Consider the following 23,194-nt stretch of genomic DNA (forward strand, 5'->3'; position numbering starts at 1 on the left):
CTCTCCCAGAATCGTTGTAACTTGTTTCATGGTCTGGAACTCCTTGTGAATAGAGCTGATACCAAAAGTTTCGTCACTTTTAATATCGCCGTTTCCTCTGAGCTTTCAGACCTTCTTTATTTTTTACCGGACACTACTGTACTGAGATGTATCGATTGAAACTTAAACGATAACACTCTATTCCTCGAGGAGCGTGACTTGACGCACCATGAACCCTGCACCATGTAATCATCCGGGGGCAGAGAGGGGGGAGAATCGTTCGGGACGATACCGGCAGGAAGGCGGTTTTCGATCGCATGGGATTGCAGGCCAAGGGATCGGGGACGAGCATCTACGCTTTCTTCCTCATGACGAACCATGCGCAAATCCTGCTCGACATCTCCACCTGCATGCGTCGTCTGCTCACCGGTTATGCGCAGTACTTCAACCGGCGTCACCAGAGGGTCGGTCATCTCTTTCAGAACCGCTACAAATCCATCATCTGCGAGGAGGAGGTATACTTCGGCAAACTGGTGGCCTACAATCAAGTCCAATCTGCGGCAGGGCTGGTCGAAACGCTGAAGCTGCCTGCATCGTATTTCTGGTGCAGCCATGTGGAGTTTCTCGGCACGTTCAAATACTACGAAATGGATCGGAACTACGTGCTGCGTTTTTTTACGTCAGGATGGGATCGGCAAAGAAAGCTCATCTCCGGTTTCTCGAAGAGGAACTGGCCGTCGAGCGCGAAAAGGTGCTGTCAGGGGCCCCCCTCGTGCGTTAGCAGGGTGGCTGGTCGAACGTGCTGGCCTGCAAGGCTGCGGGAATAACCGCACTATTCCTGCGCTCCGTAAACAGGTGTGGCAAGATCCCTTTCCTCAGAAAGCAGCTTGCAAGAAAAGCCGTGTTCGAGTACGGTCTCTCTCTGGCCGGAACGGGTCGGCATCCCGGAGTGACGTCAAATGCCGTTAGCTATATGCTGAAGCTGCGACGATGCCTCATGTGATTCCTGCCGGATTACCTTTGCCGCTTTTACAGCGCAGAACGCAGTACCTCGACGATGTCCGCTTCGCTCATGGACGGCCGGCCGGGAAGGCGGCCGTCGGCGTCGTGGGCGACAAGAAGCGTATCCTTTGCATAGCGCTCGAGCAGTGCTTTTCCTATGCCGACCTCCGAAAGACAGGTCGGGCAGCCGATAGAGCGCAGGAACGCCTCGAACCGGTCGATGCCCTGTGCTGCGGCTTCCGAATCGTCGGGACGCTGCGGCGACAGTCCGAAAATGCGCTCCGCGAACTGCGCGAAGCGTTCGGGGCGGGTTCTGGCTGCGAACCGCATCCATGCCGGGTTTACCACAGCGAGTCCCGCACCGTGCGCAATGTCGTGATGGGCGGAGAGGGAGTGCTCGATCATATGCACCGGGTAGGGCGCCAGGGTGCCGATCTGCACCCAGCCGTTCAGGGCCACCACCGAGGCCCACTGTACCTGGGCCCGTGCCTTGATGTCTCGTCCGTCGGAGACTGCCCTTGGCCCCCACTCCATGGCGGTGTGAATCACTCCTTCGGCGAAGCGGTCCTGAAGCGGCGTGCCGTCCACGCCGTTGAAGTACGATTCGGTTACGTGGGTCATGAGGTCGCAGATGCCGAAAGCGGTCTGATCCGGCGGCACGCTAAGGGTCAGCTCGGGATCGACGACGGCGGCGCGGGGATAGAGGCATCCGGCTGTGACGAAAGACTTCAGGGTCGTTTTTTCATTGGTGATGACCGCACCGCCGTTCATTTCGGAACCGGTGGCCGCAAGGGTCGGCACGGTGACGACGGGGAGGGCTTTTTCCGGGAGCCTCCGGTTTTTCTGACCGGTCATCATGTTCCACGGGTCGCCTTCGTAAAAGAGCGTTGCAGCCATAGCCTTGGCGGCGTCCATCACGCTGCCGCCGCCGAGGGCGACCACCACGTCGCACCCTTCGCTCCTTGCGATTCCAGCGCCTCTCAATACCGTCGAGAGCCGTGGATTGGGCTCGATGCCGGAGCACTCCGCTACCGCGACGCCTGCGGCTTTCAGGCTCGAAACCGCCCGGTCGAACGTGTCGTTGCGCCTGACGCTGCCTCCTCCGGTTACGAGCAGTGCCTTTTTTCCGTATGCGCGCACCACTTCGCCCAGTCTGGAGAGCGACCCTGCTCCGAAAACAAGATGCGTCGGGTTCAGGAATTCGAATTTCATGCTGTTCTCCCTTGTGAGATGTTATCTGTCAGCCATTACACGGATATGCCCGGAATCCTCTCATGTGCCCTGTCCGGTTTATATCGAAAAATAAGGTATTTCCACTCTTTTTTTTCTTTTTCGGGCGATTGCAGTGCCGGAAAGACTCCTGAACGTGAGAACGGTTTCCGGTTTCTGTTGGTTTTTGTGTATTTTTTCTTTGAAAAACAAAGTTTATGGTTGGATCGCTATACTGCGGAACGCGAAACGAAAACAGGAGCTGCGAATGGATAGCGACAAACTCAAGTCTGTAGCGAAAGCCATCGTATCGGGAGGGAAGGGCGTACTTGCGGCGGACGAAAGCACACCCACCATCCGGAAGCGGTTCGATTCGATCAGAGTGGAGTCAACCGAAGAGAATCGCAGGCGTTACCGCGAAATCCTTTTTACGACCGAGGGTATCGAGCGCCATATCGGCGGCGTCATACTTTTCGACGAAACGCTGCGCCAATCAACCCGCGATGGGACTCCCTTCGCCAGGCACCTCTCTGGCCGGGGAATCATTCCGGGGATCAAGGTGGATAAAGGGGCCAGGGCGCTGCCTCTCTTCTCCGGCGAAAAGGTCACCCAGGGTCTGGACGGCCTCGGTGAGCGGCTTGCAGAATATCGGCAACTCGGGGCGGAGTTCGCCAAGTGGAGGGCGGTTATCGAGATCGACGGGCACGATATCCCTTCGCCGTTCGGAATCCGTGCCAATGCGCATGCTTTGGCGCGTTACGCCGCACTGTGTCAGGAACTCGATATCGTTCCGATCGTGGAGCCGGAAGTGCTCATGGACGGCGCCCACAGCATTGAACGCTGCGAAGCGGTGACATCCATGGTGCTCGAAGCGGTGTTCGCCGAACTTGATCTTCACCGCGTGCTGTTCGAGGGTATGCTGCTGAAGCCGAATATGGTGATCGCCGGAAAGCTGAGCGTACGCCGGAGCAGCGTCGAACAGGTTGCCGAGGCCACAATCCGCTGCATGAAGCGTTACGTTCCGGCTGCAGTGCCGGGGATAGTATTTCTTTCTGGCGGGCAGAGCGCAGAAGAGGCTACGGAACATCTGAACGCCATGAATACCGTGGGGCCGCATCCCTGGCAGGTCAGCTTCTCTTACGGGAGGGCCCTGCAGGCGCCGGTGCTTGCCGCCTGGATGGGCCTGGAGCGCAATCTTGCCGCCGCTCAACAGGCATTGTCGAAACGGTGCCGATTGAACGGGCTGGCCCGCGAGGGTCGGTATACGCTGGACATGGAGCGGGCTGAATAATCGATTGCCGTACTTCGGGACTGTCGGTGCTGGGAAAAAAAACGGGTTTTGCCCGATGGGGCTACTTCCGGATATGGGTTCTGATTTCTGCGGTCCAGGCGGAGAGGACGAGCAGCGGGTTCGCGTTACGGTCGATGGCGCGGATGGCTTCTTCGGTTAGGGTGGAGATTGCGAAGAAGTCCGGATTGGGGAAGCTTTTGGTGAAGCGGTCTATTGCCGGGGTGATATCCGGGTTGTTGAGTCCCTTGAAGCCAGGGATGATCAGGCGGTGGTTGACATCCTGGAAGAAGAGCAGGAGGGAGCCGAGAAAGAGGACGACCTCCGGTTTCGAAAGGTTTTTCGCATGGTTTTCACAGGCGATGAGTGCTTCGTGGAAGCGGTTCGGGGTGAGCACGAGGCGGAGGTAGTCGATTGCCTGGTTGCGCAGCAGGACGGCAGGAATCCCCTCGCTGCTGCCGCTCCGGCTCATGAGCTCCCAGGCAAGGGCCAGGTTGCCTCGCGAGAAGTTTACGGTAAAGCCGAGTTCGGGTTCCGTTATATCGGGACGGTTTTCCTCAAGCCACAGGCGAAGCTCCTGGGGAGAGGTACGCTGGAAGCGGATCTGCTGGCAGCGGGAACGGATGGTGGGAAGGAGCGCATCGGGGCGCGACGAAACAAGGATGAACATGACGTGGCCGGGCGGTTCTTCGAGCAGCTTGAGCAGCTTGTTTGCAGCCGCGGGGTTCATCCGGTCGGCCTGCGAGATGATGAATATTTTCCGGCTGCCTTCGGAGGGCATGTAGAGCGCTTTCTGCTGCAGCGCGACGATCTGCTCGCTGAGAATCCCCATGGAACGGTCCATCGACGGCGTAAGGTAGGGATTCAGCTTTTTTTCTTCGACGAGCGCTTCGTAGCGCTCCCTGGCCTCGGTGAATTTTTTGTTCTCTTTTTTTACGCTTTCTCCGGCGTCGAGCAGCGCGGCCTCTACCGGAAAGATGTATTCGATGTTCGGGTGCATGAAGGCCGCTATCTGCATGCAGTCGGGGCAGGTTCCGCATGAACCGTTTTCGGGGTTTTCCCGGCTGTTGCGGCAGTTGAGCATCCGTGCCAGCTCGAAGGCGATGCTCTCCTTTCCTGACGCTTCAGGACCTGTGAAGAGGTAGGCATGAGCGAGACGTCCGGTTTCGATTGCTTTCTGCAGAACCCGGATCTGCTGTTTCTGGCCGATAATGTTTTTCCAGCTCATGCCATCCTCTTGAGGGTTCAGATAAAGGTCAGCCAGTTGTAGGGATCTTCACCGGTCTTGACGATTTTCAGGTAGTGATGCTGCAGGGCTTCTGTGATCGGACCGCGTTTTTCGTTGCCGATCGGGTATTTGTCGATGCTTCTGACCGGCGTGATTTCCGCCGCGGTGCCGGTAAGGAAGACCTCGTCGGCGACATAGAGCGCCTCACGGGGTATCATGGTTTCACGGACTTCGTAACCGAGCTCGCTGGCGATATGCATGACCGCGTAACGGGTGAAACCCGGAAGAATCGATTGTGCCGACATCGGGGTATGGATAACGCCGTCGCGGATGACGAAAATGTTTTCGCCGCTTCCTTCGGAAACGTAGCCGTTCGTGTCGAGCGCAAGCCCTTCGGCATAGTTGTCCATGAGAGCTTCCATCTTGATAAGCTGGGAGTTCAGGTAGTTGCCTCCGGCTTTTGCCCATGAGGGAAGGGTGTTCGGAGCCAGACGGTTCCACGAAGAGACACGGACGTCAACGCCGGTTTCAAGCACATCCTCGCCGAGATAGGTGCCCCACTCCCAGGTGGCGATGGCAACCTCGATAGCCGCCAGATAGGGGTTGACGCCGAGCGCCCCCTGGCCGCGGTAGACGAGCGGCCTGATATAGCAAGATTTATGGCCGTTGGCCTTGATGGTGCCTGTGATGGCATCCTTGAGTTCCTGTTCGGAATAGGGTATTTCGATACGGTATATTTTTGCCGAGTCTCTGAGCCTTTTGATGTGTTCGTCGAGGAAAAGTACCGCCGAACCTTTTGCCGTTTCATAGCAGCGGATGCCTTCGAATATTGACGATCCGTAATGAACGACATGCGACAGAATGTGGATTTTCGCATCATTCCAGTCGATCAGCTCGCCGTTCATCCAGATTTTTTCGGACTTGTTCATGGTGAAGTCGTTGGGTGTTTAGCATTACCGGTACAAACCTGAAAGATATACGGTTTTGCCTTTTTTAAAAGAAGAATGTGGGTTTGGCAGTAGTCGGTAGTCAGTAGTCGGTAGTCGGTAGCCGGTAGTCGGTAGTCGGTAGTCGGTAGTCGGTAGTCAGTAGTCGGTAGTCGGTAGTCAGTAGTCAGTAGTCAGTAGTCAGTAGTCAGTAGTCAGTAGTCAGTAGTCAGTAGTCGGTAGTCAGTAGTCAGTAGTCAGTAGTCGGTAGTCAGTAGTCAGTAGTTGGTAGTTGGTAGTCAGTAGTCGGTAGTCAGTAGTCGGTAGTCGGTAGTCAGTAGTCAGTAGTCGGTAGTCAGTAGTTGGTAGTTGGTAGTCAGTAGTTGGTAGTTGGTAGTCAGTAGTCGGTAGTCGGTAGTCGGTAGTCGGTAGTCGGTAGTCGGTATCAGGTAGAGGGGAGAAGAGTGTGGGCGGAGAAGAGAGTGAGCTGTGTGTGGTGAGTGGGGAAGAGAGTGGGCGGAGAAGAGTGGGCGCGGTGAGCGGGAGAAGATGGATCACGGGGCGGACTGAAAGTTCTGGCGATAAAAAAAACAGCAGATAGCAGGCAGAATCAATTTTTTTCTGCCTACTGCCTACTGCCTACTGCCTACTGCCTACTGCCTACTGCCTACTTGCTCAGTATATCCTTTCGTAGACGCCTTCCACTTCGCGGAGGATCGGCTCGTAGCTGCTCGACGTGCGTCCGAAGCAGATTCCGAGCGATTCGTAAAGGGCTACCTGATCGAGATCGACGTGACGCTGGGTGATGGCTTTCGACGACTCGATGTATTCGACCTTGCGTCCCTTGACTTTCGATACCGTGACGCCGCTTTTTCCGTCGAGCAGAAGAAGGATGGCCGCGGCTCCGGCTTCGTAACCGAAATTGACGTCGTATGCCGAAGAGTTGCCTGCACGGACGAGATGACCGGGGTGAATTTCACGAACTTCGGGGATTTCGTAAACGCCTTCGACGAACATGCCGGTCTCTTTCATGAAGATGGGCATCGCCGGATCGGCTTTCATGCGTTTCTGGATTTCCTGGCAGGTGTATTTGCCCGCGCCGGCGAGTTTTTTATGGCCGAAAGCGTCGATACCTGCTGATTCGTCGACAATTTCGGTGCCGTCGGCGTTTTTCATGCCTTCGGCTACGACGATGGTGTAGGTGCCGCTGTGCACGTCGCTCTGACGGATCCTGCGGGTGAACCGTTTGGCGAGGTGTTCGTAGACGACCTCCCAGTTGACCGGAATTTCGGGAATGAGAATACAGTCGGCTTCGGCTGCAATGCCGCTTCTGAAAGCAGTGTGGCCTGCGTACCTGCCGAACACTTCTGTGACCAGCACCCTGTTGTGGGTCTTGCCGGTGGTTTTAAGGTCGTGGACGAACTGGGCAATGCGGTTGATGGTGGAGTCGCCCCCTACAGAGTAGGTCTGCAGGTCGAGATCCATGGTTTTCGGCGCATGGATGCAGTGCACGCCCTGCTGGCTGAGGTCGACCATAACGCTTCCGGAGTCGTCGCCGCCGCTTATGATAAGACCGTCAAGGTTGAACTTTTTCATGCCTTCCTTGATGCGGTTGTATTTGTCGGGATTGCGGATTGCCTTGATTTTAACCCTTGAATGACCGGCTTCGGAGCCGGCAAACATCGCATCGAACTGGTCGAGGCGCTCTTTGTCGAGTCTGACTATCTTTTCGCTGTCGACAAGGTTATACAAACCGGCATAGCCGTTCGGAATGACATACAGTTCAAGATCACGGGCTTCTGCCATCAGGGCGGCGCCTTTCAGGACGGCGTTCAGCCCCCCGCAGTCTCCGCCGCTGGTCAGGATTCCTATTTTTTTCACGGTTCCTTTCTCCTTGATTGCTCGGGTTAGATTTTAACGGCCTAATTTTTATACATTTGAGGAGTATCTCCTGCCTATGGCAGTCAAGATAGATGTTTTGTGTGATTTTTCATCACGACAGGGGCATTTTACCCTGCCGTATTCGTTGACGTTACGATGATTCCCTTCGCTGCATGACCTTTTTCGATCACCTGAAAATCGCCTGGGTTCACCTCAGGGAGCGCAAGCGCCAGACCCTCCTGACAGCTCTCGGTGTGGCCGTGGGTTCGGCCATGCTGGTAACCACCATTTCGGTCGCCAACGGATCGTCGTCGAATGTTGTGGCCAAGGTGATCGATACGGCACCTCACGTGCTGGTGAGCGCCGAGAGGATCGATCCGCTCGTGCCGGATAATGTTATCGGAAATATTCCCGGAACAATCTCCATGGTCGAGAAGAATGTAACAACCGAGGCAAAGGAGCTGATCAAGAGCTATCCGGATGTGGTTGAGCGGATAGGCAGGGTTCCCGGAGTGGAGCGTATCTCCCCGTTCGTGATCACAAGGGTGATCGCCCGCAACAAGAGCCGGTTTACGGCCTGTGCCGCTCGAGGGGTGGTTCCCATTCTGGAGGCCGATATTGCCGGACTGAAGAAAAATCTTGTCGAAAAAAATGCGCTCGATGAGCTTGCCTGGACGCCGAACGGCATTATTGTCGGCAATCTTCTGGCCAGAAAGCTCAATGCGGAGTATCGCGACCGGATTGTGCTGGTGACGAAAAACAGCGAGCAGTATCCGGTAACGATTGTCGGCATGTTCAGCAGCGGGTTTAATGCAAAGGATGAACGCGAGGCCTATGTGAACCTTCCGCTCGCCCAGAGAATGGAGGGCATAGCCGAAAATTCTGCAACCGGTATCGGTCTGAGAACGGCGGATGTCGATCGTGCAGGCGCCGTTGCGTCAACCGTCCAGCGCCTGACCGGCTACCGCAGCGAAAGCTGGGATGAAACCAACCGGAACGTCATCGAGTTCTACAACCGCAATGCCGCCATCACGCTGGTGCTTGTGGGTTTCGTGTTTGTCGTGGCCGGGCTTGGTGTTTCTTCGGTGATGACCACCGTGGTGCTGCAGAAGGTTCGCGATATCGCCATACTTCGTTCGATGGGGGTGCAGCGCGGGAGCATTACCCTTATTTTTATGCTCGAAGGGCTGATCATGGGCATTTTTGGCGTTCTGATCGGCAGTCCGGCCGGACATGTGATCTGCCATTTCATTTCGCTTATTCGTTTCGAGGCGAGCACGGCGGGAGTGCTGCGCAGTGACCGCATCAACATTTTTGAAACCCCCGAAGCTCATCTTATGGTCATTGCCTTCGGTATTCTCATTGCCGTGCTCTCTTCCATAACGCCGGCCAGGAAGGCCACCAGATACCCTCCGGTGAGCATCCTCAGAGGCCAGGTGGGCGTTTAGTTCTTCCCGGCCTCCCGGAGGGAGGCTTTCACTGCTGACGGATAATGCAGACGGCGTGAGCCGCAGCACCCTCTTCGCGTCCTATGTAACCGAGTTTTTCGTTGGTGGTGGCCTTTACCGATACTGCATTGATCTCCATCCCGAGGCAGCGGGCGATATTACGGCGCATTTCGTCTATGTAGGGGGCGATTTTAGGCGCTTCGAGCAGCAGCATGGCGTCGACGTTAATGGTTTCGAATCCCTCTTTTTTCAGCAGTTTTCCAACGTGGCGGAGCAGTATCATGCTGTCGATGTCCTTGAATTCCTGGCTGGTGTTCGGAAAATGCAGGCCGATGTCGCCGAGCGCTGCGGCGCCGAGCAGGGCGTCACTGACGGCGTGGAGCAGCACATCGGCATCGCTGTGGCCGTCAAGGCCTTTTGTTGAGGGTATATCTACACCGCCGATGACCAGCTTGCGGCCTTCGGCGAAAGGGTGAACGTCTATTCCGATTCCAATGCGCATGGTGCTGTAATGGTTTAAAGGATGAAACTGTTTTGTCGGGCAATAAATATAAAGGAGTAGGGAGCAAGGAGCAAGGTGTGGGGATCACTATTGTGCTTTTCTTGACTTTCTCAGGCGCCCGCTGCTCCCGATTTGTCCTGCCGGCGATAAAGTCTTAAATTGCGTTATAATACTTTTCCTCAACATTACCGAGGGGGCAGGGGGAACCCCTGGGATGAGTTTTTTGCAAATGCAGCGATTCTTCTGGATATGTTCCGGAACGCCGGTTCATTTTATTGAAAAGTATTCCACAGAACACAGCAAATATCTTGGTATCGGCGCGACCATCGTGTTCACGGCTCTTTTTGCCGGCCTTTCGGGTGGCTATGCGCTTTATTTCGTCTTCGCCGGAAACCCCTTCGCTCCGATCTGGTCGGTTTTGTTCGGCCTGCTCTGGGGGCTCGCCATTTTCAATCTCGATCGCTATATCGTATCGAGCATCAATAAAACCTCGAAAGGGCTCAGGCAGTTCTGGCAGGCTTCGCCCCGGCTTGTCTTTGCGGTGCTGATCGCTATTGTCATCGCTCGTCCGCTGGAGCTGAAGATTTTCGACAAGGAGATACATGAACGTCTCAAGGAGCGTTATCTTGGCGATCAGAAGGAGCAGATCAGAAAGGTTCAGGCTTCGTTCACTGAGAAGTATGCGCTGGAACTGTCGCAGATCAAAAAGTATCAGGCAGAGTACGACCTGTTGAGCAGCGATGTCAATCGGCTTCGCGAGGAACTCAAGGAGGAGGTGTTCGGTTCGAAAACGGCAACGACGTCGGGTGTGCCCGGATACGGCACCTATGCGAAAAACAAGGAACTGGTGGTTGATGCCAAACATCAGCGACTGGTGTTTCTTGCCGCACAGCTTGCCGAACTTCAGGCTTACATGAATGCACAGAAAGCGGCTGAGGGGATCAACAACCAGATGATGCTCACCGAAGAGCTGCTCGACCGAAAAGCCGTTCATGCAGGTTTTGCCGACAGGAACTGGGCTCTTGGTGCACTGACGCGCGACAGTGGCGATGTGAGTCGCTCATCGGCTGCTGCGGTTCAGTTCATAACGCTGCTCTTTATCGCCTTCGAGTGTGCTCCTCTTATTGTGAAACTGCTCTCCGATGCCGGTCCTTCGGATGTCGAAGGGAGTGAAACCGAGCGCCGGATCATTGCCCAGCTTACCAATACTGCGTTCCTGAACCGTAACAGGGTTGTCCGCCAGTACCGGTTTATGGGGGCCAAACCAGGCCGTCGGCATGCCCGCCGGTATATGGGGCAGAAAAGGTGAAGATTGTAGTCAGTAGTCAGTAGTCAGTAGTCGAGGAGTGGGGAGGAGGAAAAGAATCGGTAGTTAGCCAGGAGAAGACTGAATGGAGAGAAGAGATGCAGCGAAAACTTTTCGCGATTTAATTGCCTGGCAGCATGCCCACGCTTTTGTTTTGGATGTTTACAGGGTTACCCGGTCGTTTCCAAAAGAGGAAATATATGGATTGACATCACAATTTCGGCGAGCTGCGGTTTCAATTCCGGCAAATATTGCGGAAGGTTTTGTGAAAAACTCAAATGCTGATAAGGTCCGTTTTTTCAACATAGCTCAAGGTTCACTCGAAGAGTGTCGCTACTATAGTCTGCTTGCTGCCGATCTTTGTTATTTTTCTTCCGATCGGAATGAATTTGAATGAGCAGGTGGAGATGATAAGCAAGCTCCTGACGGGGCTTATTAAAGCAGTAGCCGGTAGTCAGTAGTCGAGGAGTGGGGAAGAAGGAAAGAGTCGGTAGTTAGCCAGGAGAAGATGGAATGGAGAGGAGAGATGCAGCGAAAACTTTTCACGATTTAATTGCCTGGCAGCATGCTTACGCTTTTATTTTTGGATAGTTAGTGCCGTTACCGTTTATCCTGATATTTTCTCCTTACAGCCTACAGCCTACAGCCTACAGCCTACAGCCTACAGCCTACAGCCTACAGCCTACAGCCTACAGCCTACTGCCTAACACTCACTTTTTTTCGGCTCACGACATACAGCGAACAGCCAACGGCATTTAAACAATCAGGCTTCCTACATAATCCCGGTATGCCGGGGCTCCTGGAGTCGAGAAGTGGGCTTCAACGGCTTCGGCGACGCGCTGGCTGATGTCGGGGTAGACGAAGTTCATGGTGCCGATCTGAATGGCGCTCGCGCCAACCAGCAGGAACTCCATGGCGTCTTCGAAACTGCCGATGCCGCCCATTCCGACCACAGGTATCTTTACAGCGTTGTAAACCTCCCAGACCTTTGCGAGTGCTACGGGCTTAATGGCAGGACCGGAGAGGCCTCCGGTGATGTTTCTAATAAGCGGTTTACGGGTTTTGTAGTTGACGGCCATGCCGACAAGCGTGTTGATCAGCGAGACCGAGTCGGCTCCGGCCTCCTCCGCAGCAAGTGCGATGGAGCTGATGGAGGTGACGTTCGGGGTCAGCTTGATCATGAGGTGACGCCGGGTCACCTTGCGGAGCTCCGAAACGATTTCAAAGGTTGCGTCGCGGCTTACGCCCATGATCATGCATTCGCCCTTGACGTTGGGGCATGAAAGGTTGATCTCATATCCGTCGAGACCTTCAACACCATCGAGCCGGGAAACCACCTCGACATAATCGTCTATCGAACGGCCGGCTATGTTGACGACGACCGCTGTGTCGAGTTTTCGCAGGAAGGGTACTTTTTCGGAAATGAACCGTTCCACCCCCACGTTTGCCAGCCCGATGGCGTTGACCATGCCGGAAGGGGTTTCGGCAATGCGCTGCGGAGGGTTGCCTGCACGGGGCTCAAGAGAGATCGCCTTGGTGACGATCCCTCCGATTTTTGCGAGATTGCAAAGCCTGCTCAGTTCCTCTCCGTAGGATGCGGTGCCGGAAGCGAGCATGACCGGGGATTTGAGGTCAAGCCCGCGGCCGAGCGATACGGCTGCGGCGGGCTTGAGGGTGCGTATGGCGGCTTCGTTACCCATGGTTCCGGTTCGTGTTCAGATGAAAGCCGTTTGGTTCTCAGTCCCGGTTCAGGTAGTACTTTTCAGCATAATCCCTGACCATCCGGTGCGTGTTGTATTCCGGCGCTATGGTTGCGATGGCGTTACGGATTTTCTTGAGCCATTTGAATGGCAGGTTGTTTTCATCGTGCTCGTAATAGGTCGGGATGATCTGGTTTTCAAGCACATCGTAGAGCTTTTCGGCGTCGAAACGGTCCTGTTCCTGGTAGTCGTCGAACATCTCTCCGTTGCCGATCGACCACCCGTTTTCGCCGTTATAGGCTTCGGGCCACCAGCCGTCGAGTACGCTGAAGTTCAGGCCGCCGTGCAGCACGGTTTTTTCGCCGGAAGTTCCGCTTGCCTCCATAGGTCTGACCGGATTGTTCAGCCATACGTCCACACCTGACACCATCCGTTTGGCTACGCCGAGGTTGTAGTTTTCAAGGAAGATCACTTTTCCCGAAAACTGGGGTCTCCGGGAGTGTTCGACAATCTGGCGGATGTAATCCTTGCCTGCGTCATCATGCGGATGGGCCTTGCCTGCAAATACGATCTGCACCGGCATGGTGGGATGGTTGATGATCCGGTTGAGGCGCTCAAGATCCCTGAATACCAGCGGAGCGCGTTTGTAGGTTGCAAACCTGCGGGCAAATCCTATGGTAAGCACGTCCGGAGAAAGCGTATTTTTCGCCATCCGTGATGAATCGTATTCGGGATACATCGAGTGCGTGTGCTGGTGGAAGAGCTGGTTTGCCAGGTACCGGTAGATAAAGTCGATCAGATTGCGTTTGAGGCGGTACCGGAGGCACCAGAGCGCTTCGTCGCTGACGTTTTCAAGTACGGCTTCGGCGGCTTCACGCGATGCGGTGAGGGTGTCGAGGCTGTCGGTGAATTTGCACCAGAAGCGTTCGGTCGCTCCGCTGGCCCAGCTCTGCGAGTGGATTCCGTTTGTGATATGGCCGATGGGCACCAGATCGGGCGAGCCGACTTCAAAGAGGTTTTGCCACATCTGTCGGGATACTTCGCCGTGCAGTTTCGAAACTCCATTGGCCGCTCTTGAGAAGTTGAGGGCAAGCACGGTCATGGTAAAGAGTCCGTAGATGTTGCTGCGGTCTTCGGAGCCAAGCAGCATCAGGTCATCAAAATCGATGCCGGACTGCTGGAGGTAACGGTCGAAGGTGTAGTGCATCATGTCGCGCGAGAAGCGGTCGTGACCTGCGGGTACCGGAGTATGCGTCGTGAAGACGCAATGGTTCTTGACGGATTTCTTTGCTTCTTCCATCGGCTTACCTGCAGCGAGTTCCTGTGCAAGCAGTTCAAGGGTGAGGAAGGCTGAGTGGCCTTCATTCATATGGTAGACTGCCGGCTTGATGCCGAGCGCATTGATCAGCTTTACGCCGCCGATGCCAAGCACGATCTCCTGATTGATGCGCATGTTCTGGTCGCCGCCGTATACGCGGCAGCAGATGTCGCGGTAATGAGATTCGTTGGCCGGAATGTTGGTATCGAGCAGGTAGAGGGTTGCCCTTCCGACCTTGAGACTCCATGCCTGTGCGAAGACCTCTCCCTGTGCGATGTTGACCGAAATGATGAGATCCTTGCCGTCGGGTCCGGTGACTTTTTCAATCGGGAGGCTTTCGGCGTATTGCAGCGGATAATCTTCAAGCTGCCACCCATCGTGGTTGAGGTACTGGCGGAAGTATCCTTCCTTGTAGAAAAGTGTAATGCCTACAAAGTTGATGCCGAGGTCGCTTGCGGATTTGATATGGTCGCCGGCAAGCACGCCGAGGCCTCCCGAATAGATCCTGACACTTTCGTGGATGCCGAATTCGGCGCAGAAATAAGCTACCGGATTTTTTACGAGTTCCGGAACATTTGCCGCTGCCCAGGTGTCGGGCTGTTTCATGTAGGTTCTGAAACGTTCGGCTACCCGTTCGATCTTTTCGCCCAGTTCGCACTGACAGCGGGACTGGAGCTCTTCGTTGGATATATGCCGCAGCAGTTCGACAGGGTTATGATTGACCCTCTCCCAGAGAATAGGGGAGAGTTCCTTGAAAATTTCTTTGGCTTCAGTGTCCCATGACCACCAGAGATTTCTTGTGAGTTCTTTACAGGACGATACGGTTTTACGCATAGGTTTGCAGGAATAGTTAACATGCGCTTGCAGGAGCTTATTCGAAGAAAGAGTGTATCTTATCACTCTCGACTGCAGAAGCTGCATTGAAAAAGTATTGCTTAATTTACTCTTTTAGTCTTTAAAACCGCAATCTGCTGCAAGTGATTCACAATACGGTAACTTTAGCGCATATTTCCGACATCCATCTCGGGGGCCGAAACGACCGCAAAGGCCTTGCCGGACTTGACAGGATGCTGCACTATTTCAACCTGAGAGGGATCGATCATCTCGTTATTACGGGTGATCTTTGCGATCCCGGAACTCCGGCAGGATGGTTCGTTATGCGCGAGAAACTTGCCGAGCACGGGTTTTTCTCCTGGGAGCGGACAACGCTGATTCCGGGAAATCACGATCTGATAAATATCGAGGAGGAGATGCGGATCTACAATGCGCTGAACCCTTTTCCCGGAAGCCGCCGGCGAGCCCTGCAGGAGCGCCTTGCGGCGTTTTGTGCTCTCTTCGGCGATCTGATGGCCGGAGGCGAGGGTGTGCCAGCCGGGTTTCCTTTTGTAAAGGTGATGAATTTTCCCGCACTCTCTCTGGGTTTTGCCGCAGTCAATTCGGTCTGGCCCTGGCACCGTTCGGATAACCCTCTCGGGGCGAGAGGGTTTATCGAGACTTCGGAACTTCGCGCATTTTCCCTGCCAGAAGTAGCCGGGGCTTTGAGGGAAAGTTTTGTCGTGGGGCTTTGCCACCATGCACTCAGGGTATACGGCACGCTTTCACCGATCGATCAGGCTTTTGACTGGACCATGGAGCTGATCAACCGCAGCGAATATATCTCCGCGATGAAGGCTCTTCGGGCAAGAGTGATACTGCACGGCCATTTTCACCGCTTTCAGACCTACGCGCTGGAGGGTATGCAGATCGTTAACGGGGGGAGTTTCCGTTACGCTCCCGACCGTTACAGCGAGATGGTTATCGGTGCCGACGGAAGCTGCGCACAGCAATTTCTCAGTCTGCCGTGAATCGGAAATCAGGGACGCCAACCATAAAAAAAGCTGCCGGAAAAGGCAGCTTTTTTTATGGTTGGAATACCGGTCTATCGATGTTCCGATCGGCAAAAACCTTTCAGCCCTGACCGCGACGGGCAAGCTGGCGGTCCATCATGATCAGCGCATGGCCTTTTTCACCGGCTATTTTCAGGGTTTCAAGAATTTCCGACGCAGCCGCTTCTTCCTCTACCTGTTCCTCAATGAACCAGTGAAGCATGACCTGTGCGGCATAGTCCTTCTCTTCGAGCGCGATTTCGTAGAGCTTGTTGATGAGCGAGGTTATTTTTCTCTCATGGCCGAGTACCTCTTCAAAAAGTCCTGCGGGTGACTTGAATTCGGTTTTAGGCTGTTCGATAGCCTGCAGCTGAACGCGACCACCCCGCTCGTTCACAAATTTGTAGAGCTTCATGGCATGGCCCATCTCTTCTTTTGTCTGAAGTTTGAGCCAGCTTGCAAAACCAGGCAGGTTTTCCGATTCGGCATATGCAGCCATCGACAGATAGAGGTAGGATGATGCGAATTCGTGGTTGATCTGTTCGTTAAAGGCTTTTTCAAGTTTTTTACTGAGCATGCGATCTCTCCGTTTTATCAATTATATATTTATGTAAAATATTAAATAATATGCAGTTGTAAGAATCAACGCAAGCCGCTTCCAGATAGTTTCCCGGTTTCTTTTTTTATCGGTCGATATTGTTTTCCCTCATGTAGGTCCTGATTCTTTCGGCATGGTCACGATCTTCCTGATTGAGCTGTTTGAAAATCTCGACCGACGGTGAAGGTGAAGGTGTGTCGAGAAAATTCTGAAAATGCGACTCTCCCGCGGCCAGTTCGAGTTCAAGCGCCGTTGAAAAAGCCTCTTTACGTGACGGAGTTTTTCTGGTATACTGCTCGATCAGGTCCGCAATCCGCAAGTTGGTTTGCATGAGGGCTTCCAGATCGCCGGCCAGCAGGTTTTCAGGGAAAAACTCGAGAGGCTGCGGCTGTTTTTTCTCCTGCTGGAGCAGTGCAGCGTGTCCCCGTTCCTCCATTGCCAGCTGCCACCAGAAATCCTCGTCATCGGGAAACAGGTCGTTGAGCACCGTGTAGAGTTTGGCAAGATTGTGTTCAAGCTTTATGGATTCGTCGAGATGCTCCGAGATGATGTTGGTCATAGCCGGGTCGGTTTGGTTTGTGATTCAGCTGAAAAGTAATATACGATCTTGCGCATTAAGTGTTGAATCCTGCAATGCCTCTCGGCAGGTGAAAGCGCATGAAATTATTGCGTTGACCAGGAGGGGAGCAGGTTTCCTGTACAACCCTTGCGAAATTGCCACTTATGCTGCCTCTTCCACCGGGGTCGAGCTGCATTCCGACGAACCGGGCGGTCTGCTGATGCCGGAGTATCCCGACGTTCTGTGTGATCAGGCGACCTTCAGTGCTTTCTTTTGCAGGGTTACGGTATTTTTGTTGTGTTGGTGACGTCCCTGGAGCGCATTCAGGTTCTTTTATGGCTGATTGTTTGATTAACCGGATTCTTTTTCCGTAAATTCGTTTTTGTTTCCCTGTGTGTGAGTCCGTGCTCCGTCCGCTTTTTTCAAATGGTTTCGGGCTCTGCTTTTCAAGTTACGGGGCCTATTTTTTCAAGAAGCTTTTTCGTTCATGGCAACTTCACAAGAAGGCGCTGAGTTACCTCATTTATCCGGCAGCCCTGGTTTCAAAGGCCTTGCTTCGCTTTCTCTTGTAGCTCTCGGTGTGGTGTTCGGCGATATCGGCACCAGTCCACTCTATGCTATCCGGGAGTGTTTTCATGGTGATTACGGTATTGCGGTCTCTCACGATAACGTGTTGGGAGTGCTTTCGCTGCTCTTCTGGGCACTGATTCTTATTGTTTCGTTGAAGTACCTGACCTTCATCATGAAGGCAGATAACGAGGGAGAGGGTGGAATTCTGGCGCTGACCGCGCTCATTATCGGCCATAGCCGAAAGAACAGGCATGAGCGGTGGTTCCTTGTCGCGATCGGACTGTTCGGTGCTTCCCTGCTTTACGGTGACGGCATGATCACTCCGGCCATTTCCGTGCTCAGCGCGGTCGAGGGGCTGCAGATCATAGCACCGACGTTCAAGAATCTGGTCATACCGGTAACCGTGGTGATTCTTACCGGCCTGTTCTTCATGCAGCATCACGGCACGGCCAAGGTTGGGGCATTTTTCGGACCGGTCATCATGGTCTGGTTTGCCGTCATCGCGATTCTCGGTTTGATCGAGATTGTCAGGTATCCCGAGATTCTCAGGGCGGTTTTCCCCTGGTACGGTTTCCGGTTTCTCCTTGAAAACAATATTCAGGGATTTCTGGTACTCGGTGCGGTATTTCTTTCCGTAACCGGTGCCGAGGCGCTCTATGCCGATATGGGCCATTTCGGAAAAACCCCGATTCGCCTTACCTGGGTTTTATTCGTGCTGCCTTCGCTGCTGCTCAACTATTTCGGGCAGGGTGCTCTCCTGCTCGCTTCGCCACAGGAATCGCACCATCCCTTCTATGCGCTTGTTCCCTCCTGGGGCCTCATTCCCATGGTGATTCTTTCGACCACGGCTACTATCATCGCTTCCCAGGCGCTCATTACCGGGGTGTTTTCGCTGACCCAACAGGCGATCCAGCTGGGATATTTTCCCCGCCTCACCATTCGTCACACCTCTGCCGGTCATTACGGGCAGATTTATGTTCCGGCAGCCAACTGGGGACTGATGGTTTCAACCATCAGTCTGGTTATCGGATTCGGTTCTTCAAGCAGGCTTGCTGCGGCATACGGTGTTGCCGTGACGGCGACCATGCTGATTTCCACGGTGCTGTTCTACTATGTGGCCCGTGATATATGGAAATGGAACAAGCTTGCGATCGACGTGATGATAACATTCTTTTTCATCATCGATCTGTCGTTTTTCGGGGCAAGCGCAAGCAAGTTGCTGCATGGGGCATGGTTTCCCCTGGTGATAGGTCTGTTTATCTTTACGCTGCTCTATACCTGGAAGCAGGGCAGGAGTCTTATGCTGAAACAGCTCAAGGACCGCACCCTGACCGTCGAGGAGTTCATACAGAGTCTTGCCCTGCAGCAGCCCCAGCGGGTGAGCGGCCAGGCAGTCTATCTTACTGCCAATCCCGATGTGATTCCGGTAGCGCTGCTGCACAATATGCGCCATAACAAGATCCTGCATTCGGAGGTCGCCCTGTTTCATTTCAGCACCGAACGGGTGCCGAGGGTTCCCAACAGCCGCAAGGTCGAGGTGGTCAAGTGCGGGGACGGAATATACAAGGTGGTCGCCCGTTACGGCTTCATGGAGTCGCCAAGCATCCAGCAGGTCTTTTCGCTTGCCCATCACAAAGGGTTTCATTTCCGTCTCGAGGCGACAAGCTTTTTCCTGAGCCGCGAGAAAATCGTCACGGGTCTGAAGTCGAAAATGGGCCTGTGGCGAAAGAAGCTCTATGCCCTGATGATGCGCAACGCCATCAGTGCCACAGGTTACTACGATCTGCCTTCAGGTCAGGTGATTGAAATCGGTATGCAGGTTCAAATCTGATTGCTTATGGATTTTTCCGTTCTTCACGATCTGCTTCGCCAGATAATCGATAATCCGGTTCCCTCGCTTCTTGTCGTGCTGAACCTGATTCTGATCGAGAGTCTGCTCTCGGTCGATAATGCCGCCGTACTGGCAACCATGGTTATGGATCTGCCGCCGAAGCAGCGTTCGGCCGCATTGCGCTACGGCATTCTCGGAGCCTATCTGTTCAGGGGCGTCTGCCTGCTGTTTGCGGCAGTGCTGGTAAAGATATGGTGGCTGAAGCCGTTCGGAGGCCTTTATCTGCTCTATCTGGTTGCCGACTGGTGGAAGGGGCGCAAAACCGCCAGCTTGCAGGACGATTATTTCGACAAGCAGGATAACTGGTTTTACCGGGTCACCGTCGGCTCTCTGGGCGCTTTCTGGTCAACGATCATTCTTATCGAGCTGATGGATCTGGCTTTTTCCATCGACAATGTATTTGCAGCGGTAGCCTTCAGCGACAATATTCTGCTCATATGGCTGGGTGTGTTTATCGGAATTCTCGCCATGCGTTTCGTTGCCCAGGGGTTCGTCTTCCTGATGGAGCAGTATCCGTTTCTGGAGACCTGTGCATTCATCGTTCTTGGTATTCTCGGCGTGAAGCTTTCGCTGTCGGTGTTCGAACATTTCTATCCAGGGGCTTACCTGAGCAGGTTTCTCGGCGGTCATGAAGCCGATGCTCTGACTTCGGCCGTGACGGTAGCCGTATTTTTTATTCCTGTCCTCAGCAGTCTGCTTTTTAATGTGCCTGCACGAATGCAGCCGAAAGGGCAGGATGCCGAGTGTTGAGTACCGTTCTCTTTTCCTGATTGATGAACGATTTCCGAAGGGTATTTATCGGTATGCCGGCTTCCGCAGAGCTGCGGCGGGAGGTTAAGCGATACAGCCGCGGTTTTTCTGACAGAGCCGTTCGGTGGATCGCTCCGGAACACTTGCACGTTACTCTCGTGCCCCCGTGGCAGTGCCGGGATATCGATCCGGTTTGCCGGATGATTTCCGAAACAGCTTCGGGATATTCCCCTTTTACGCTGGATTTTCACGCAATCTCTCCCGGTCCCGACGAGCGGCATCCACGTCTCTTCTGGGCTGCAGGCAGAGCTCCCGAACCGCTTCTGCAGCTTCATGACGTGCTTGCAGCCCATTTTGTTCCGGAACAGTCAATTACGCGCCCCTTTTTTCTGCATATGACCATTGCCCGTCTTTCGCCTGCCGCACGTTCATGGCCTGAAACCGCTTTGGATGGTTACCGGAAAACCCTCACGGTTGCATGGAGGGGCATGTTCGACAGGGTACGACTCTACGAGTCGGAGCTGCGGCCTTCAGGGGCACTCTACCGTGTTCTGTGCGACGCCCGTTTCGGAGGCAGCGAGCCGTTGTGAAATCGGGACGGGAATCTATTGTTGCTGCATGTCGTTCTTTTTGAACTATGGTAAAACAGTTTCAAATGAAGCCGTTTGCTTCGGTACAACGCATAACAGGCATGTTTGTTTTCCTGCTGCTGTTTACCGGAATTGCGGAGGGAAAACCGCAATCGGCATTTAAGCCTCCGCCGGGCAGTACTGAGCGGCGGCAGATACTTGGTGCGATGAGGCATGAAATTTCCCGCCTGCACCGGCTCGATGTAGTTTTTGTGGTCAGTTATCTCAAGGTGCAGGAAGGCTGGGCATGGGCGGAAACGCGACCTCAGTCGCCTGACGGGCGCAACCGGTATGAAGGAGTTTCGGCTTTGCTGAGAAAATCAGGGGGTGTCTGGCGTATTGCGGAACTGGCCTGTTCGGAGCTGGATAATCCCGAATGCCTCGACAGTCCGGATTATTTCCGGAAACTGAAAATACGTTTTCCTGCTTTACCCTCCGCAGTGTTGCCTCCCGGCTCCGTGTCCGGAGGCCTTGGGAAATAATATTCGTAATTGACCGGATAAATTCGTATCTATAAATTCGCATTTGACCGCGTGGTGAAGATGCTAAGAAAGATCAGGTGTCCATATTTCTGCTTTTCTACAGATCGTTACTGTCTACCTGTTTGCAAGGATTTTTTTCCTGACGGGCAAAACTCTCCTTCAGATTATTCCTTTCCTGCATGGCTGCCACTCCAGTGAATGCTTTTAAGCATTGTTAATAATTTTATTACAGGAAAAGGACAGTATGATTGAAGAAAATGCATCCGTTTTGAAGTTCAGCAGTCTGGAATTGGCTGAACCGTTGCTCAGGGCGCTTGAAGAGGTCGGCTACGAGAAGCCTACTCCCATTCAGGCGCAGACCATTCCCCTGCTTCTCGAGGGTCGTGATGTTCTCGGTCAGGCGCAGACCGGTACCGGAAAAACCGCAGCCTTCGCGCTGCCGGTGCTTTCCAATATCGTGCTTTCGAAAGCGGAACCCCAGGCGCTGGTGCTGACTCCGACCAGGGAGCTCGCCATTCAGGTTGCCGAGGCTTTTCACCGGTATGCCGAGTATCTGAAAGGTTTTCATGTGGTGCCGATCTACGGCGGCCAGGATTACGGAACACAGCTGCGCATGCTCAAAAGAGGGGTACATGTGGTTGTCGGTACACCCGGACGGGTAATGGACCATATGCGCCGCGGTTCGCTCTCGCTTGATGCGCTCCAGTGCCTGGTGCTCGATGAGGCCGACGAGATGCTGCGTATGGGTTTTATCGACGATGTCGAATGGATTCTCGATCAGACACCCGAAAGCCGTCAGGTGGCTCTTTTTTCGGCGACCATGCCGGTGCCGATCCGCCGTATCGCCCAGAAACATCTCAAGAGCCCTGCCGAAGTAATCATCCAGAACAAAACGACTACCGTCGAGACCATCCGCCAGCGATACTGGATTGTCGGCGGCAGCCACAAGCTCGATGTGCTGACCCGTATTCTCGAATTCGAGCCGTTCGACGGGATACTTATTTTCGTTCGCACCAAAACCATGACGCTCGAACTTGCCGAAAAGCTGCAGGCCAGGGGATATGCCGCTTCGGCACTGAACGGGGATATGGCTCAGAACCAGAGGGAGCGGACGGTCGATCAGCTCAAGGACGGCACGATTAGCATCGTTATTGCCACCGACGTCGCGGCAAGGGGACTCGATGTCGATCGCATCAGCCATGTTATCAATTACGATATTCCCTCCGATACGGAGTCGTACGTTCACCGGATAGGTCGGACCGGACGTGCGGGAAGAAGCGGTGAAGCGATTCTGTTTGTTTCTCCGAGAGAAAAAAACATGCTCTACGCCATCGAGAAGGCTACCCGGAAACGGATCGAGCTGATGGAGCTTCCCTCGACGGAAATCATCAACGACAAACGCATAGCGAAGTTCAAGCAGCGCATTACCGATACCATCGCTGCCGAAGACCTGGAATTCTACACACGCCTGATCGAACAGTACTGCCGCGAGCACGACGTTTCCGAACTCGAGGCAGCAGCCGCCCTCGCTTCGATGTTTCAGGGCGAAACACCGCTGCTGCTTTCAGCCAAGCCTGAACGGGCACCGCGACAGGAGGGTCATGACCGTCAGGAAAGAGACCGGGGCCCAGTCAGAAAGCAGAAGAAAGACGGATACAGTGCCGATGAGGGCCGCGAGTGCTATCGTCTCGAGGTCGGCAGCGAGCATGGCGTCAAAGCCGGAAATATTCTCGGCGCCATCATCAATGAGATCGGCCTCGATCCCGAATCTATCGGAAGAATTTCCATAAACGATTCGTTCAGTACCGTCGAGCTTCCCGAAGGAATGCCGAACGATGTTTTTCACGAACTGCGCAAGGTGCGGGTTTGCGGGCGGCAGCTGCGGCCGACGAAAATGGAGGAGCGTGCCAAACCGTCATACGGTTCCGCCAGAAAGCCGAAACCGAAATCGGATTTTCGCAGTGAACCCTCGTATTTCACCGGACATAAAAAGAAGCGCAAGTAACCTTGCGTAGCAGGAACTTCCCGAAACGGGGTTCCAAAAAGACTTTTTCAGAACGAAA

General features: G+C 54.1%; 18 protein-coding genes and 2 pseudogenes. 11 read left to right on the forward strand and 9 right to left on the reverse strand.

The genetic code is table 11. The features are described from left to right. Positions 1 to 215 precede the first annotated feature (215 nt). Positions 216 to 982: pseudogene (locus tag K9G39_RS10000) on the forward strand (hypothetical protein). 26 nt (positions 983 to 1,008) lie between these two features. On the opposite strand, the gene K9G39_RS10005 reads toward K9G39_RS10000, so the two are convergent. Continuing rightward, positions 1,009 to 2,193, reverse strand: a complete 1,185-nt coding sequence (locus K9G39_RS10005) for an iron-containing alcohol dehydrogenase (protein WP_292004782.1) — start codon at positions 2,191 to 2,193, stop codon at positions 1,009 to 1,011. A 265-nt stretch (positions 2,194 to 2,458) separates the two neighbouring features. Between K9G39_RS10005 and K9G39_RS10010 the strand changes: the two genes are divergently transcribed. Further along, positions 2,459 to 3,481: a class I fructose-bisphosphate aldolase gene (locus K9G39_RS10010; protein ID WP_292004783.1), complete on the forward strand. Its 1,023-nt coding sequence runs from the start codon at positions 2,459 to 2,461 to the stop codon at positions 3,479 to 3,481. 61 nt (positions 3,482 to 3,542) lie between these two features. On the opposite strand, the gene holB is transcribed toward K9G39_RS10010, so the two are convergent. From holB to K9G39_RS10025, 3 genes are all read right to left on the reverse strand, one after another. After that, positions 3,543 to 4,706, reverse strand: coding sequence for a DNA polymerase III subunit delta' (gene holB, locus K9G39_RS10015; protein ID WP_292004784.1), 1,164 nt, complete (start codon positions 4,704 to 4,706; stop codon positions 3,543 to 3,545). Positions 4,707 to 4,723: 17 nt separating this feature from the next. Then, positions 4,724 to 5,635 (reverse strand): branched-chain amino acid transaminase, encoded by a 912-nt coding sequence (locus K9G39_RS10020; protein WP_292004785.1) that lies wholly within the window; start codon positions 5,633 to 5,635, stop codon positions 4,724 to 4,726. A gap of 672 nt (positions 5,636 to 6,307) precedes the next feature. Then, complete coding sequence (locus K9G39_RS10025) at positions 6,308 to 7,513, reverse strand: 6-phosphofructokinase (RefSeq protein WP_292004786.1); 1,206 nt, start codon at positions 7,511 to 7,513, stop codon at positions 6,308 to 6,310. 173 nt (positions 7,514 to 7,686) lie between these two features. Between K9G39_RS10025 and K9G39_RS10030 the strand changes: the two genes are divergently transcribed. After that, entirely contained in the window at positions 7,687 to 8,961 is a 1,275-nt protein-coding gene (locus tag K9G39_RS10030; protein ID WP_292004787.1) for an FtsX-like permease family protein, read from the forward strand. A gap of 28 nt (positions 8,962 to 8,989) precedes the next feature. On the opposite strand, the gene ispF is transcribed toward K9G39_RS10030, so the two are convergent. Beyond that, on the reverse strand, positions 8,990 to 9,463 hold the full coding sequence (gene ispF, locus K9G39_RS10035; RefSeq protein WP_292004788.1) for a 2-C-methyl-D-erythritol 2,4-cyclodiphosphate synthase: 474 nt from the start codon (positions 9,461 to 9,463) through the stop codon (positions 8,990 to 8,992). A 229-nt stretch (positions 9,464 to 9,692) separates the two neighbouring features. Here ispF and K9G39_RS10040 point away from each other — a divergent pair, with 229 nt between their 5' ends. Both K9G39_RS10040 and K9G39_RS10045 read left to right on the forward strand, forming a co-directional pair. Further along, on the forward strand, positions 9,693 to 10,772 hold the full coding sequence (locus K9G39_RS10040) for a DUF4407 domain-containing protein (RefSeq protein ID WP_363319388.1): 1,080 nt from the start codon (positions 9,693 to 9,695) through the stop codon (positions 10,770 to 10,772). 82 nt (positions 10,773 to 10,854) lie between these two features. Continuing rightward, a pseudogene (locus K9G39_RS10045) lies at positions 10,855 to 11,230 on the forward strand (four helix bundle protein). Between the two features lie 294 nt (positions 11,231 to 11,524). On the opposite strand, the gene K9G39_RS10050 reads toward K9G39_RS10045, so the two are convergent. Both K9G39_RS10050 and glgP read right to left on the reverse strand, forming a co-directional pair. After that, entirely contained in the window at positions 11,525 to 12,469 is a 945-nt protein-coding gene (locus K9G39_RS10050) for a dihydroorotate dehydrogenase (RefSeq protein WP_292004791.1), read from the reverse strand. Between the two features lie 37 nt (positions 12,470 to 12,506). Further along, positions 12,507 to 14,621, reverse strand: a complete 2,115-nt coding sequence (glgP, locus tag K9G39_RS10055; RefSeq protein WP_292004792.1) for an alpha-glucan family phosphorylase — start codon at positions 14,619 to 14,621, stop codon at positions 12,507 to 12,509. A 143-nt stretch (positions 14,622 to 14,764) separates the two neighbouring features. On the opposite strand from glgP, the gene K9G39_RS10060 reads away from it, so the two are divergent. Further along, positions 14,765 to 15,631, forward strand: coding sequence for a metallophosphoesterase (locus tag K9G39_RS10060; RefSeq protein WP_292004793.1), 867 nt, complete (start codon positions 14,765 to 14,767; stop codon positions 15,629 to 15,631). 103 nt (positions 15,632 to 15,734) lie between these two features. On the opposite strand, the gene K9G39_RS10065 is transcribed toward K9G39_RS10060, so the two are convergent. Further along, positions 15,735 to 16,229, reverse strand: a complete 495-nt coding sequence (locus tag K9G39_RS10065) for a ferritin (RefSeq protein ID WP_292004794.1) — start codon at positions 16,227 to 16,229, stop codon at positions 15,735 to 15,737. A gap of 106 nt (positions 16,230 to 16,335) precedes the next feature. Then, positions 16,336 to 16,809, reverse strand: a complete 474-nt coding sequence (locus K9G39_RS10070; protein ID WP_292004795.1) for a rubrerythrin family protein — start codon at positions 16,807 to 16,809, stop codon at positions 16,336 to 16,338. Positions 16,810 to 17,296: 487 nt separating this feature from the next. Here K9G39_RS10070 and K9G39_RS10075 point away from each other — a divergent pair, with 487 nt between their 5' ends. The 5 genes from K9G39_RS10075 to K9G39_RS10095 all read left to right on the forward strand — a co-directional run bounded on the left by K9G39_RS10075 (position 17,297) and on the right by K9G39_RS10095 (position 23,136). Beyond that, on the forward strand, positions 17,297 to 19,210 hold the full coding sequence (locus tag K9G39_RS10075; RefSeq protein ID WP_292004796.1) for a potassium transporter Kup: 1,914 nt from the start codon (positions 17,297 to 17,299) through the stop codon (positions 19,208 to 19,210). 6 nt (positions 19,211 to 19,216) lie between these two features. Further along, a complete protein-coding gene (locus K9G39_RS10080) occupies positions 19,217 to 20,020 on the forward strand; it encodes a DUF475 domain-containing protein (protein WP_292004797.1) in 804 nt (267 codons plus the stop codon). A 53-nt stretch (positions 20,021 to 20,073) separates the two neighbouring features. Continuing rightward, entirely contained in the window at positions 20,074 to 20,610 is a 537-nt protein-coding gene (locus tag K9G39_RS10085; protein WP_292004798.1) for a 2'-5' RNA ligase family protein, read from the forward strand. Between the two features lie 65 nt (positions 20,611 to 20,675). Further along, positions 20,676 to 21,131, forward strand: a complete 456-nt coding sequence (locus K9G39_RS10090) for a hypothetical protein (RefSeq protein ID WP_292004799.1) — start codon at positions 20,676 to 20,678, stop codon at positions 21,129 to 21,131. 244 nt (positions 21,132 to 21,375) lie between these two features. Next, a complete protein-coding gene (locus tag K9G39_RS10095) occupies positions 21,376 to 23,136 on the forward strand; it encodes a DEAD/DEAH box helicase (protein ID WP_292004800.1) in 1,761 nt (586 codons plus the stop codon). Positions 23,137 to 23,194: the final 58 nt, after the last annotated feature.

It is taken from the genome of Chlorobium sp. (genome assembly GCF_021740465.1).
GTDB lineage: Bacteria > Bacteroidota > Chlorobiia > Chlorobiales > Chlorobiaceae > Chlorobium.

Coding starts and splice junctions, on each gene's coding strand:
- K9G39_RS10005 (WP_292004782.1), bottom strand. CDS start 2,193: ATGAAATTCGAATTCCTGAACCCGACGCATCTTGTTTTCGGAGCAGGG.
- K9G39_RS10010 (WP_292004783.1), top strand. CDS start 2,459: ATGGATAGCGACAAACTCAAGTCTGTAGCGAAAGCCATCGTATCGGGA.
- holB (WP_292004784.1), bottom strand. CDS start 4,706: ATGAGCTGGAAAAACATTATCGGCCAGAAACAGCAGATCCGGGTTCTG.
- K9G39_RS10020 (WP_292004785.1), bottom strand. CDS start 5,635: ATGAACAAGTCCGAAAAAATCTGGATGAACGGCGAGCTGATCGACTGG.
- K9G39_RS10030 (WP_292004787.1), top strand. CDS start 7,687: ATGACCTTTTTCGATCACCTGAAAATCGCCTGGGTTCACCTCAGGGAG.
- ispF (WP_292004788.1), bottom strand. CDS start 9,463: ATGCGCATTGGAATCGGAATAGACGTTCACCCTTTCGCCGAAGGCCGC.
- K9G39_RS10040 (WP_363319388.1), top strand. CDS start 9,693: ATGCAGCGATTCTTCTGGATATGTTCCGGAACGCCGGTTCATTTTATT.
- K9G39_RS10050 (WP_292004791.1), bottom strand. CDS start 12,469: ATGGGTAACGAAGCCGCCATACGCACCCTCAAGCCCGCCGCAGCCGTA.
- glgP (WP_292004792.1), bottom strand. CDS start 14,621: ATGCGTAAAACCGTATCGTCCTGTAAAGAACTCACAAGAAATCTCTGG.
- K9G39_RS10065 (WP_292004794.1), bottom strand. CDS start 16,229: ATGCTCAGTAAAAAACTTGAAAAAGCCTTTAACGAACAGATCAACCAC.
- K9G39_RS10070 (WP_292004795.1), bottom strand. CDS start 16,809: ATGACCAACATCATCTCGGAGCATCTCGACGAATCCATAAAGCTTGAA.
- K9G39_RS10075 (WP_292004796.1), top strand. CDS start 17,297: ATGGCAACTTCACAAGAAGGCGCTGAGTTACCTCATTTATCCGGCAGC.
- K9G39_RS10080 (WP_292004797.1), top strand. CDS start 19,217: ATGGATTTTTCCGTTCTTCACGATCTGCTTCGCCAGATAATCGATAAT.
- K9G39_RS10085 (WP_292004798.1), top strand. CDS start 20,074: ATGCCGGCTTCCGCAGAGCTGCGGCGGGAGGTTAAGCGATACAGCCGC.
- K9G39_RS10090 (WP_292004799.1), top strand. CDS start 20,676: ATGAAGCCGTTTGCTTCGGTACAACGCATAACAGGCATGTTTGTTTTC.
- K9G39_RS10095 (WP_292004800.1), top strand. CDS start 21,376: ATGATTGAAGAAAATGCATCCGTTTTGAAGTTCAGCAGTCTGGAATTG.